Genomic DNA, 13,104 nt, shown 5'->3' with positions numbered 1-13,104 from the left:
CTAGGGTGGACTGCGTCCTGCTAGATTCTAGGTGCTAAGCAACAGCTGGATCCCCGATAAAAGCATTCGAGGATGACGTGCGTGGTGGTGCGAGTTCTAGAAGCAAAAAACACATCTGTGGATGTGTTTTTAGGTTAATTGCTAATGACGAATCAAAGCAATAATAAGCTAATGTTATTCTTTGCTCATGCCGTATTTACGCATTTTTTCAACGAGGGTGGTACGGCGAATACCGAGCATTTCTGCGGCGCGGGCGACGACATTGTCTTGTTGCTCTAATGCCTGGCGGATCATATCGATTTCAAGCTCTGCCAGTAGGTCTTTAAGATTGACCCCTTCTGGCGGTAATTCGCTCGGGAATCGGGTTTCAGGAATATCAACTGGCTCTTCATCGCTAAATATCGATGCGAGTGCATCGCGTTCGAGTTGTTCTTCGCTAATTTCAACGCAGTATTCGGGTACATCAATGTAACGGTATTTATGCGGTAAATCATTTACATCAACAAGGCCGCCTGGATACAGAATCGTTAACCGTTCAATCAAGTTAGACAATTCACGGACGTTACCGGACCAGTTATGTTCTTTTAACGATTCAATGGCGCGTTGGGTGAAACGTACTTTACCGCGGCCTTCGTTAAAGACTCGGTTGACTAACTCGTGCAATAACAAGGGTACGTCATCACGACGCTCGCTTAAGGCAGGCATTTCGATTGGGAATACATTGAGGCGGTAATATAAATCTTCACGGAATTCATTTTCAGTGATCATGGTTTCTAAATCACGATGGGTTGCCGCTACAATTCGCACATCGGTTGCAATGGTTTTACTGCCACCGACGCGCTCAAACACCCGCTCTTGCAATACACGTAATAACTTAACTTGCATTTGCAATGGCATGTCGCCAATTTCATCTAAAAACAGTGTGCCGCCTTCGGCGAGCTCAAAGCGGCCTTTACGGGCAGATATCGCGCCAGTGAACGAGCCTTTTTCATGGCCAAACAATTCGCTTTCAAGCAGTTCTGGTGGAATAGCACCACAGTTTACCGGAATAAACGGTCCATCACGGCGCTCAGACAAATAATGAATATTACGCGCCACCACTTCTTTACCTGTACCCGACTGACCTAATACCAGCACGGTAGCGTCAGAGCCAGACACTTGATTAATTAAATGTCTTACGTTGGCAATGCCTTCGCTGCGGCCGACTAGGCTGCGGAATAATTTGGTTTGATTGCCACTGGTTAAGGTGTGTTCTCGTTTGGCCTGACCAAAAACCTGACAAAAATGCAGTAACTCAGTTAATTGCGGGTAATTTACCGGCTCTTCTATTTGCCCAAGCACATTAGACAAATGCACCTCAGATTCGCCAAGCAACAGCATAGGTTGCCAGGGCGCTATCGCGGCAATATTTTTGATGCTCTCTGCACTGATGTTGTCATTAACAATCACTACGGCACGAAAACGCGATTGCTCAATTAATGGCAATAAAGATTGATGAGAGACTATTTCGCATTGCTCGCCCAGGAATTCGAAAATGCAGCACAAACGAGTCACGCGCTCTGATGGGGTACCGACAATTAACATTCTTTGTTCTATTTGCATCATTCAGAAGGCCAAAAGCTCTTGTTATAGGTTTTTATCCAGGATGATTATGCCACAAAAAACAGCCACATAAACCAAAATACATTGTATCAAAAATAGTCGCCAAAAAAGTCGCCAAAAACTGACCACGTTACAATATTCTATCATTATCGCTCAATTGGCTTGTTAATCTGCAATTTAGCAGCAAGAAAAATGAGTTTACTCATAAATATTGTATTAACAGCGTGGCATAAGCAAGCAACAGTTACATATTATCTACATCAAGGCACATTTTTAATGAAAATGCTGTTTTTTCAGTCTAAAAATACAACGTAAACTCAATAAATCATCTTTGCGCCTATCTAAGTAACTAAAATGAGTAACTTAAATGAGTCACTTATGCGAGCCCGTTATATTAGCAACTTAATATGAGCAACTGATATAAACTGCTTACGAGCAAGACTTAAATGAAAAACTGATACAAAGTCATTATTTTTGGCCCAATAGTAAAAAAGACGCAAAGCGTCTTTTTTACTTTAAATACAGTATGCTGTAACGATTAACTTGCTTCAGTGGTTAACTCGTGCATATCTTGTGGTATGGTATCCCAACCTTCTTTAATGGTTCTGAGTAAAGTAGCAACCTCGTCGAGCTTATCTACATCATTGGCTACATTAGCCTCAGACAATCTTCTCAACATATACTCATAAAGGTTATCTAGGTTAGCTGAAACCTCACTACCTGCATCCATATTAAGGCTGCCACTCAATCCCGCAATAATGCTAATGGCTTTACCAATGCTTTCGCCTTTCTCTGCGTAATTTTTTTGTTGCATTGCATATTTAGCTTGGGCGATGCGCTGCAATGCACCTTCAAACATCATTTGAATAATACGATGCGGTGAAGCCACCGCAATTTCGCTTTCTAGCGAGACCTTACGATATGACTGGAGTGAGCTTCTCATAAATACCTACCTATCTGAATCTATACTTTTATAAACATTAACTTGACGTTGATTTTGCTTACCTACATTTATCTCTGCATGGAGGTGATTCAAAACCAGCTTGGCTTTTACTTCAAGAGTCAACGTCAGTTCTAATTGCCTTTCTAAATAATCACGTTGCACAAATTCACTATCTGCAATTAATGCATTTAACATTTTTTGACGTTCCGCTACCAACTCTTGCAATTTAAGTACCAACTCGTCAAAGTCTTCTATGCCATTTTTATTTTTTAAGGTGTTTAAAACGTCTTTACACTGTTCATTAATCCGCTCTAAGGCATCAATTAACACTTGTTGCGCTGCTGAAGTCATTGACCACTTACCTTTCTTACTTGCTTAAATAGATTAATCATTAACAGTATGTCAATTAATCATTCTGGCTCACAAGGCCAGGGAGTGAATCAAGACGAGACTGTAAATCTGAGCTCTGTGTACTCAACTGACCCACAATTAAGTCCATGTAGTTATATTGTTTATATAATCGCGCTTCAAATGATGCCATTTTTAAAGCAAATGCTTCACGCTGATCACTTAACCGAGAAAGATTTTCATCCAAAGAGCTATCACGACTGTCGATAATTGAGCCAGTACCTACATAAGAGTCAAGGTAACTGTCTAACTTGGTTGCAAGACCAGTATCTTCAGTAGCAAACATTTCTTTAATCCCCGTCACATTATCTTTTAATGCTGCGGTTAATATGTCGTCATCTATTTCTAATGAGCCTGTGCGCGTAGTGGTAATGCCGATAGAGGCTAATGACAAGTTACCATTTGATGTTGAAAACGCTGATGAAATAACGCCACGCAACTGGCTTTGAATACTTCTTGGTAATGAATCCCCCTGCAAAACGGCGGCTTCTTGTGTATCAGCATTATAGCTTGTTAAACTCGCGATGGTTGTTGTCATCTCATTAAACGCTGCTACAAATGCTGTAATACCGCTTTTAATTGAACTGGTATTTTGCGCCACCGTTAAGGTTGTGGGCTTGTCAATATCGGCATCTTTAAGGTTAAGGGTCACCCCATCAATTGCACTGTCGACAGTATTGCTGCTTGACGTGAGCTTTAAGCCATCAATATAAATAATTGAATCTTTTGCTGGTTGTATTTCGCTCATTGCAAAAGTGTCAGCCAGTACCGTGCCTGCACCCGTATCGGTTGCTGTTACATTAATATTATTAGCGGTACCGGTTTTGTTAGAGGTTAGCACTAATTTAGCGCCTTCATCACTGTTTACAATGGTAGCGGTAACGCCAACATTATCTTTAGCTGAGTTAATTTTAGACACTAACGTTTGTAAAGTATCTTCAGCGGTTACAGCAACATCAAAGCTATTACCGTCAACGGCAAAGTTTAACGAGCCCTCATCTAAGGGTGCTGTTACGTCACTTATTGCCGCAGAGCCGACTTTTTGACTTACCGCTAATTGTTCTACAGCAAGACTATAGCTACCTGACACGGCAGTATTTTTTACCGTCGCACTTAGGTAATCACTGTTAGATAGCGAAACACTTTGGCTGTCGAACGAGCTGGTTTTTGACAAAAAACTTAAACTGTCTTGAAATGTAGACAAGGTACTCTTCAAAAAACCCAGCGCTGAAATTTCAGAACTAATGGCACCTTCTTTAGCGTCAAATTGAGCAACTTTTGGGGCTTGTTCTGAGCTAACTAAAGCCGATACAATACCGTTAATGTCCAGGCCTGAACCTAACCCTACCGATGTTAAAGCCATATTTACCTCAACTTATTCTATTTTAAAAGTATCATTATCTTTTATCAAATATTCAGCACAACGCTAATTAGGCTTCCGTTCTCATCAACAGCCCTTTAACATCAAGCAATTTTTGCGCCAACTCTAAGGCCTCATCATTGGGAATTTGTCTTATCAACTCACCGGTGTCGATATCCATCACTTTCACTACCGCTGAGCCTGAATCGTCATCAATCGAAAATGCTAAGCCTTTATTCATTATCGACATCACCTCGGACAATTGCTCAACCACTGCCGCGAGTGCTTCAGCATCTGATTGCTCTTTTTTAGTCTCGGCTGCAGCGTTAGCATCAGCCTGAGTTTCCGCTATCGCCTTGGTCAACGATACCTTGTCTACTTCGGGTGCATGAATGCTTGCTTCAACTGTAATATTTGACACGCCATTACGACCCGGCAAAGCATCGGATATTACTTCAGGTCTATTTGTTACCGAAGGGCTTACAGGCGAACTTGTAATGCCCATTGAATTATTGTCCATAACATCCTCCAATTGCCGCAATCTTTTAACAACACATACCAATACAACGCTAAGACCAGGCAGCTATAAGCTAGCATCTATCTGCATTACTCAATTATTTGCAACTAATACTAAGCTCTAAACACTAAGCACTAAGCACTAAGCGCTAAGAATAATTGCTAATCGCATAAAGCAAAAAAGGAAGATTCAACTGTGAATCCTCCTTTTCTCTATTGCCGTTATGTTACCGATTCACTCAGTGCGTAACAGTCAATCATCTACCATATCACGAGCTACCACTACCTATTACTTACTAGTTGTAACAATAGTACCAATAGCGATTTCAGTAGTGATTACAGAAGCGATTATAGTAATGACAGTGCGACCTGTGGCAACTGATTCGCCTGCGCCAGCATCGCTGACGAAGCCTGTGACAGAATCTGCTGCTTACTTAATGTTGCACTCTCTGCAGCAAAGTCAACATCTTGAATGCGGCTACGTGCATCTGACACGTTATTTTGAATGTTACCCAAGTTATTAATGGTAAAGTCCATGCGGTTTTGCGTCGCACCGAGGTCAGCTCGCTGACTATCAATACTTGCCAATGCGGCATCAATAATGTCAATCGCGTTTTGTGAGCCACCAGCAGTCGAGATATCAATACTAGCCACTGTTGAAAGCTCGGCATCGGCACCAATCACTGACGACAAATTAGCAGTCGTTAAAGCACCTGATGCATCTCCAGTTACATTTAATTGGGCTGTGGCAGCGTCCTTACTTACCGTTGCAGCGCTCCAATCTAGAGCACCTGTCACATCTAAATTAGCTATCGTTGACGCAGTACCAGCAGTACCCGATGCATTGATATCTGTAGCCGTCCCCAAAGCACTAAGGCCATCCTTACTCCTTGCCTGGATAGCTATGTCTGCTCCACCGGTTCCGCCTTGAGTCAAAGAGCCGCTGATTGAAATATTCTCACCAGAGGCTTTATTAAAAATCATCGCCCCAGTTGTAGGGTCTTGACTAACCGTAATACCCTTATCTTTCAGCTTATTAATTGTGGTGGTGTCAGCCAGCAATAAATCACCTAAAGCATCACTTTGAGTAACCGTAGTTGTTTGAACGACGCCAATTGCAAGCGACACTTCAACACCATCAACAACCAAATTCAGCGTATCATCGGCATTGGTATTTACGGAAGTAACCGTTACCCCAACTGAAGTATTGGATTTTACACCGTACACACCATCAACACCATTAATTTCACCCGCCAAATCAGACGCACTCATCCCATCTCGTAATGCGATTGCGGTCTTTTCGTTACCAACTTGCATTTCAACTTTATCGTCAGCACCAAAAGCCAAAGTAGAGGTTCGCACACCAGAAAAACCACCGATTGCATCCGCTACTCTTAGCGTTTTACTTTCCATACCTATTTTGTCTGCTGAAATATCACCCAAGGCTATTGAAATGGTTTCGTTAGAGTTAGATCCTACTTGGAATTTCTGACTACCGTAACTGCCATCAAGTAACTTTTGACCACCAAATGAAGTGGTTTCTGCGATACGAGTCAATTCAGTTTGCAACGAAGAAATTTCTTTCTGCATAGATGTACGGTCTTCTGCAGAGTTTGAACCGTTAGCAGACTGCAATGACAGGTCGCGCATGCGCTGTAAGATGTTAGTTGACTCGCTCATAGCGCCTTCAGCGGTTTGCGCAATCGAGATACCATCATTAGCATTACGCATCGCCACACCAAGACCATTAATTTGGCTTGTGAATCGATTAGAAATCTGTAAGCCTGCCGCATCATCTTTGGCGCTGTTGATGCGCAAACCTGATGCTAGACGTTCCATAGAAGTTGCTGTACTGCTTTGGGCTTTGTTTAAGTTGCCCTGAGCTTTCATTGATGTGACGTTAGTGTTTACTGAAATAGCCATGATTTAATTCCTCGTATTCCTGACTGTAGACATTGCCTGTCTTTTAGTTAGCCAGGCGGATCATATTGGTTACACTTAAGGTAACGGCATAGTTACCAGGAACTTTAATTTTTTTTACTCTTATTGAAAAAATAAATACAAATAAACAACTCAACGCCAGTTAACAACTACAAATAAAAAATTTTAAAAAGAAAAAAGCCGCCCTGAGTTAATGGCGGCTTTAAATAAAATCAATGGCTCTGTGGATTTTTACCCCAATAAAGACAAGGCGACCTGTGGCAACTGATTCGCCTGTGCAAGCATCGCTGATGAAGCCTGTGACAGAATCTGCTGCTTACTTAATGTTGCACTCTCTGCAGCAAAGTCAACATCTTGAATGCGGCTACGTGCATCTGACACGTTATTTTGAATGTTACCCAAGTTATTAATGGTAAAGTCCATGCGGTTTTGCGTCGCACCGAGGTCAGCTCGCTGACTATCAATACTTGCCAATGCGGCATCAATAATGTCAATCGCGTTTTGTGAGCCACCAGCAGTCGAGATATCAATACTAGCCACTGTTGAAAGCTCGGCATCGGCACCAATCACTGACGACAAATTAGCAGTCGTTAAAGCACCTGATGCATCTCCAGTTACATTTAATTGGGCTGTGGCAGCGTCCTTACTTACCGTTGCAGCGCTCCAATCTAGAGCACCTGTCACATCTAAATTAGCTATCGTTGACGCAGTACCAGCAGTACCCGATGCATTGATATCTGTAGCCGTCCCCAAAGCACTAAGGCCATCCTTACTCCTTGCCTGGATAGCTATGTCTGCTCCACCGGTTCCGCCTTGAGTCAAAGAGCCGCTGATTGAAATATTCTCACCAGAGGCTTTATTAAAAATCATCGCCCCAGTTGTAGGGTCTTGACTAACCGTAATACCCTTATCTTTCAGCTTATTAATTGTGGTGGTGTCAGCCAGCAATAAATCACCTAAAGCATCACTTTGAGTAACCGTAGTTGTTTGAACGACGCCAATTGCAAGCGACACTTCAACACCATCAACAACCAAATTCAGCGTATCATCGGCATTGGTATTTACGGAAGTAACCGTTACCCCAACTGAAGTATTGGATTTTACACCGTACACACCATCAACACCATTAATTTCACCCGCCAAATCAGACGCACTCATCCCATCTCGTAATGCGATTGCGGTCTTTTCGTTACCAACTTGCATTTCAACTTTATCGTTATCACCAAAAGCCAAAGTAGAGGTTCGTACACCAGAAAAACCACCGATTGCATCCGCTACTCTTAGCGTTTTACTTTCCATACCTATTTTTTCCGCTGCAACACTGTTCAGCGATAAAGAGATCGTTTCGTTTGAATTAGAACCCACTTGAAATTTTTGCGTACCATAACTTCCATCAAGCAATTTCTGACCGCCAAATGAGGTGGTATCGGATATACGAGTTAACTCCGTTTGCAATGCCGACAGTTCTTTCTGCATTGCTTCACGGTCACTAGCAGAGTTAGAACCGTTAGCAGATTGTAAAGACAAATCACGCATACGCTGTAAAATGTTAGTCGATTCCTGCATCGCACCTTCAGCCGTTTGTGCAATTGATATACCGTCGTTGGCATTACGAATCGCGACACCGATACCGTTAATTTGGCTGGTCATGCGGTTAGAAATTTGCAACCCTGCGGCATCATCTTTAGCGCTGTTAATGCGTAAGCCTGATGCTAAACGCTCCATAGACATGGATGTTGCGCTTTGCGCTTTGTTTAAGTTGCCCTGCGCTTTCATCGATGTGACGTTGGTATTAACTGAAATAGCCATATGTAAAATCCTCTTCTTAGTTGAACGCCAAGACTCGGAGCTTGGCTAAACGGTTAATCATGTAAACTGTTTAATGTGTTTTTTAAACTTATGCCGAATGACTGAAGCTTTACAGCTAACAAGCCAGTTGCTTTACGCTGCAATTACTCTGCAATTGCTTTGTGCTGCTGTTACTTTAAGCATATGTTTCGAGCTACAGACTGTTAATTTATGGTCAATAAAACCATTCATTTAAAGTCTGGGTAAACTGGTTATATATAATCAAACAAACTGAGCGTGCCGACTTTAGTAAACAAACTGGATACCGCGTTAAGCGCCATTTGTTGTTTTTCAAACTCGGTAATCGCTGAGGCAAAATCTAGGTCTTCTAACTTTGATAATGCCGAGGTGTTAATAATTTTTTCGTCAGTGTGATTGTCGCTGTACTGTTGCAACACTTTTAAGCTGTTGCCGGTTAGGCTACGTTGCTGACTCATTTGATTGACACCACTGTCTAGGTTATTCAATAGTTGTGCCAACTCTGACTGACCTGCTGGTGTTTGTACTGTAGAGCCACTTTCAAATAAGGCGATAGCCTTGCTGAAGGTATCGAAAATACTGACTTCTGCAACTTCATTGATGCTGAAAGTATCGCCAGCTTTAGGTTCGCCATCTAGTTTAACGTCAATGCCGTTAACACTTACCGGCACAGAAGCGTCAAAAGGTGTCACCGTCGTAATCGGAGGAACTGCGCTATCGATTACTGAAATATTAAGCCCGCCAGCACCGTCATCGGCGAAACTAAAGCTATAAGAACCAGGAGTATAGGTCGCCGAGTCAGTTATTTTGGCGCTGGTGACAACAAAGTCGCCTTGCTGTGATGACGAATAATTGACGCCATAGTCGCCCATGGCATTAGGGGCGTTCATAAAGGCAGCATCACCTGGGGTATTGGTATTAATCTGTACGCCTGTTGCAATATTGCTTTTGCGAATACCTGAGTCGCCGCTGTAAACAATTTGACCCGCATTATTAAAGGCAAATGGAATGTCGTTAGTTTGAGTGCCGCCAAAAATATAATTGCCTGACTCGTCTTTGGTGTTGGCAATGGACATTAATTGTTCAAGACTTTGACGCATGTCATCGGCAATGGTTTGCCGCTCGGCAGTTGTCATGCTGCCGTTTGCTGCACGAAGCATGGATTCTTTCATGCTGGCGGCTAACGTATCGGCTTGACCTAATTGACTTTCGGTTTGTTGTACATGATTAGTGGCGTAATCGATATTTTTAACAAATTGATCAACCAAAGTGTTTTTTTGTTTAAGATTATCAATCGCAATGGCCGCTACTGGGTCGTCACCTGCGGTTTCGACTCTTTTGCCGCTCGAAATCTGCCCCATGATGCTATTAGTGGCCGATTGCTTTTCTAAAATGCTGTTGGTGCTTTGCTGAAACATTTGTCCGGTAGAAATTCTCATGATTTATCTCCTAGCGAACCGAGCTTAATAAGGTGTCAAAAATCGTTTGCGCGGTAGACATAATCCGCGCGGCGGCCTGGTATGACTGTTGAAAGCGCAATAAATTGGCGGCTTCTTCGTCTAGATTAACGCCAGATTCGCTTTGTACCCGGTCGTACGCTTGCTGATAAATGGCCGATGCGGAGTCCACGCGAACTTCTGCGGCTTTGGTTTGGCTACCGATATCTAATTTGGTGTTTTCAAACACGCTGGTTAAGGTGCCCGTGCCGTTGTTCATTAATTTGACGTCCGACAATTTAGCCATTTCAACTGCATTGCTGTTGTTGCCTTCGGCAAAGGTTAGGTCGAACGTAAAGCTGTCAGCGGTTGCGGTGCCACTTGATGTAATATCAAAGTCCATACCAAAGGCATTAATATTGTTATTGGTAATAGTGCCTATACCTAATGACGCTCCAACACTGTCAAATGCCTGATAAGTATTGGCGGCGGTATCAATGGTAAACGTAATTGATGAACCGGTTGCTGTACCTTGAAAACCAGCAATGCTCGAGTCCATGCTGTTTAAGCTAACTGAAGTATTACCCGAGTTTGCTGCGGCAGAGGTTAACGTCGGCCCAGCAGCTGCAATGCCTTCAGGGTCGGTCATGACCACTTTTAACCCCGCGGCGGCACCGGCGGTTGGGCGAATTTCAAATTTATCGCCATCTTCAATGGGGCCATTAGCGACATTGATGGTGAAACCAGCTTCTGTTGTGAGCTGGCTACCCGATACTGCGAATGGGATTGCTTTTCCGGTTTGAGTATCTTTAAGTTGATAGCCATCGGCCGTGGTAAAGCTCAATTCATAGCTGCTACCAGACAATGCGCCCACATCGTCAATATTGACTGATAAAGCCGCTGAACTGGTGTTGGTTGAGTAACCGCCTGCGCGACCTGTTGCCATTAACGGGTTATTGATATCACGGAAAATATCGCTGCCCACGTCGCCATTTAAATCAAAACCACTTGATTGCATTTCATTAAAGGTATCGGCCACACCCAACGCTAGCTGGCCTAACTCGTTGCTGGCAGGAATTAAGGTGTCGTCGCGATAAGCAAATAACGCCCCTAATTGACCGCCTAATTTACTTGGATCAACATTGAGGGTTTTATTACTAATCGATGCGGTGAGTTTGGGTTCGTTAGGGAATGGATCGCCGGCGCTCACACCGATGCTCATTGCCACTTCGCCCGACACTAACATGACCGAGCCGCCTAGCATGATTGACTTGGCGCCAGTATCTAACGGAATAACGTTAACTTGTGCGTATTCGCTTAGCTCTAAAATCAGTGCGTCTTGCTTGTCTAAAATCTCGTTGTTGTCGCCTTGATCTTTCATCAACTCTAAATTGATGTTGGCCAGCTCTTTGCTGATTTCGTTAACGCGGGTGGTCACCGACTCAATTTGGCTATTGGTTTGTTTAACCTGGTTATCAAGCTGCGACTGCATTTGATTAATGTTGATGGCCATTTGCTCAGCCGAACTTAAACTATTACTGCGAATGCCTAAATCGGAAGGTAAATCGGCCACACTGTTAATGCTGGCAAAAAAATCATTGATGCTATTGGGCACCATGCTACCGATTTGCGAGTAAAGCTCGTCAAGTTCGCTTAATTTTGAGTATGTGGTTTCGGCAGCGCTCATGCTGGTTTGGCCGATGCGTAACTCGCGCGCGGCAAATTCGTTGTACACACGCTTTACGTCAGACACATAAGTCCCTGTACCGTAAAAGCTGTCGCCAAGGCGTTGTGATTGTAACGTTGCCTGCGTTGCCGTTTGGCGGTTGTAGCCTTCGGTATTGGCATTGGCGATGTTATTACCGGTTACCCCAAGTTGAGACTGAGATGCCATAACGCCGGTGCGCGCGATGCTAAGTAGATCAATCGCCATTATTTAGTCTCCTGGGGTAATACAGATTTAAGGCCTTCTTTTACCGACTTCATCACGTTAATCACCTTGTTGGCATATTGTGGGTCGGTGGCGTAGCCCGCCTTTTGCAATGCGCGAATAAACTGGGTTGGCTCGCTGGCCACTTTGCGCGCATCTTCGTAACGATCGCCTTGGCCAATAAATGACACAAAGTCGCTAAAGCTTTGTTCAAGGTCGTCGTACATTCTAAAGTCTGCTTTTTGTTGCACCGGAATGCCTTTTTCAAACTCTAGGGTGTTGACCGAGGTTTTTTCGCCTTGCCAACGCTTGTCGGCTTTAATGTTAAATAAGTTGTGGCTCATGGTGCCGTCGTTACGGCGAACCACTTTTTGGCCCCAACCAGTTTCCAGTGCCGACTGGGCAATGAGCACTTCGGCTGACGTGCCCAGGGTTTTAGCCGCTTTTTCTGCATGCGGATACAACACTGAAATAAAATGCTGTGGACTGGTAAACTCGCTCACTGCCACGCCTTTAGGTTTTAATTTGTTGGTCTCTTGCGGCAAGTTATTGCCTGCGCTTATCGCCGCACTCTCCGGTGCGACAGCTTGCTTGTTTGCAAACGGTTGGCTTGCTAACTGCTCGCCGCGTAATACACTGGCCAATTGCTGTGGCATTACCGCTGCCATGTCGCTGTGATTAATGGCCTGGTGCGATGTTGCGACTTGCTCAGCTGGCGCGATAGTGTCTAAGGTGTCTTGATCAAGTTCGCTTGGCTGCGCGACAAACATGGATGGATTGACTTTGCTCTCGCTGTCACCACGCAATACCGACGCTGGCGTAACAGGGCTGTTGTTTGGGTCAAGCTGCTGCACCATTAGGTCAGCGAGGCCTAGCATGCCTTTGTTTGACAAATCGACCGACATTTGTTGGTCAAGCATTTGCTCAAAAAACGCGGTGGTTTCGCTGTTCATCGGATTGTCTGACTTAAAAGCGGCATTGGCATCGCGCATGCTTTTCATGAGCATTTGAACGAAAATACCTTCAAATTGCTTTGCCGCTTCTTTAAGTGCCCCCTTCTCGTCTTTCTGGGCCTGGACACGAAGTGAATCTAGTCCTCCTAGATCCAGAAAGTTCGATGAATTTGACAACTTTTCCATAG

10 protein-coding genes are annotated in these 13,104 nt (G+C 43.8%); all 10 read right to left on the bottom strand.

Going from position 1 to position 13,104, the window contains the following annotated elements; translation table 11 throughout:
- Nucleotides 1-174: 174 nt before the first annotated feature.
- The 10 genes from AC19MV_RS13595 to flgJ all read right to left on the bottom strand — a co-directional run bounded on the left by AC19MV_RS13595 (nucleotide 175) and on the right by flgJ (nucleotide 13,102).
- Entirely contained in the window at nucleotides 175-1,605 is a 1,431-nt protein-coding gene (locus tag AC19MV_RS13595; protein ID WP_498308200.1) for a sigma-54 dependent transcriptional regulator, read from the bottom strand.
- Between the two features lie 535 nt (nucleotides 1,606-2,140).
- A complete protein-coding gene (gene fliS / locus AC19MV_RS13590) occupies nucleotides 2,141-2,545 on the bottom strand; it encodes a flagellar export chaperone FliS (protein WP_498308198.1) in 405 nt (134 codons plus the stop codon).
- Between the two features lie 6 nt (nucleotides 2,546-2,551).
- A complete protein-coding gene (locus AC19MV_RS13585; RefSeq protein WP_498308197.1) occupies nucleotides 2,552-2,896 on the bottom strand; it encodes a flagella biosynthesis chaperone for FliD, FliT in 345 nt (114 codons plus the stop codon).
- 55 nt (nucleotides 2,897-2,951) lie between these two features.
- The gene (fliD, locus tag AC19MV_RS13580; RefSeq protein WP_498308195.1) at nucleotides 2,952-4,316 is read right to left on the bottom strand and encodes a flagellar filament capping protein FliD; all 1,365 of its coding nucleotides are present in this window, start codon (nucleotides 4,314-4,316) and stop codon (nucleotides 2,952-2,954) included.
- A gap of 67 nt (nucleotides 4,317-4,383) precedes the next feature.
- The gene (locus AC19MV_RS13575) at nucleotides 4,384-4,833 is read right to left on the bottom strand and encodes a flagellar protein FlaG (protein ID WP_498308194.1); all 450 of its coding nucleotides are present in this window, start codon (nucleotides 4,831-4,833) and stop codon (nucleotides 4,384-4,386) included.
- Nucleotides 4,834-5,177: 344 nt separating this feature from the next.
- Nucleotides 5,178-6,752, bottom strand: coding sequence for a flagellin (locus AC19MV_RS13570; protein ID WP_498308192.1), 1,575 nt, complete (start codon nucleotides 6,750-6,752; stop codon nucleotides 5,178-5,180).
- Between the two features lie 249 nt (nucleotides 6,753-7,001).
- On the bottom strand, nucleotides 7,002-8,579 hold the full coding sequence (locus AC19MV_RS13565; RefSeq protein ID WP_498308191.1) for a flagellin: 1,578 nt from the start codon (nucleotides 8,577-8,579) through the stop codon (nucleotides 7,002-7,004).
- A 251-nt stretch (nucleotides 8,580-8,830) separates the two neighbouring features.
- The gene (flgL, locus tag AC19MV_RS13560; RefSeq protein WP_498308189.1) at nucleotides 8,831-10,036 is read right to left on the bottom strand and encodes a flagellar hook-associated protein FlgL; all 1,206 of its coding nucleotides are present in this window, start codon (nucleotides 10,034-10,036) and stop codon (nucleotides 8,831-8,833) included.
- A gap of 10 nt (nucleotides 10,037-10,046) precedes the next feature.
- Nucleotides 10,047-11,966: a flagellar hook-associated protein FlgK gene (gene flgK / locus AC19MV_RS13555; RefSeq protein WP_498308188.1), complete on the bottom strand. Its 1,920-nt coding sequence runs from the start codon at nucleotides 11,964-11,966 to the stop codon at nucleotides 10,047-10,049.
- Entirely contained in the window at nucleotides 11,966-13,102 is a 1,137-nt protein-coding gene (flgJ, locus tag AC19MV_RS13550; RefSeq protein ID WP_498308186.1) for a flagellar assembly peptidoglycan hydrolase FlgJ, read from the bottom strand. Before flgJ ends, flgK begins: the two co-directional genes overlap by 1 nt.
- Nucleotides 13,103-13,104: the final 2 nt, after the last annotated feature.

It is taken from the genome of Shewanella sp. MF05913 (genome assembly GCF_059758095.1).
This window is presented reverse-complemented; position numbering and strand designations above follow the sequence as displayed.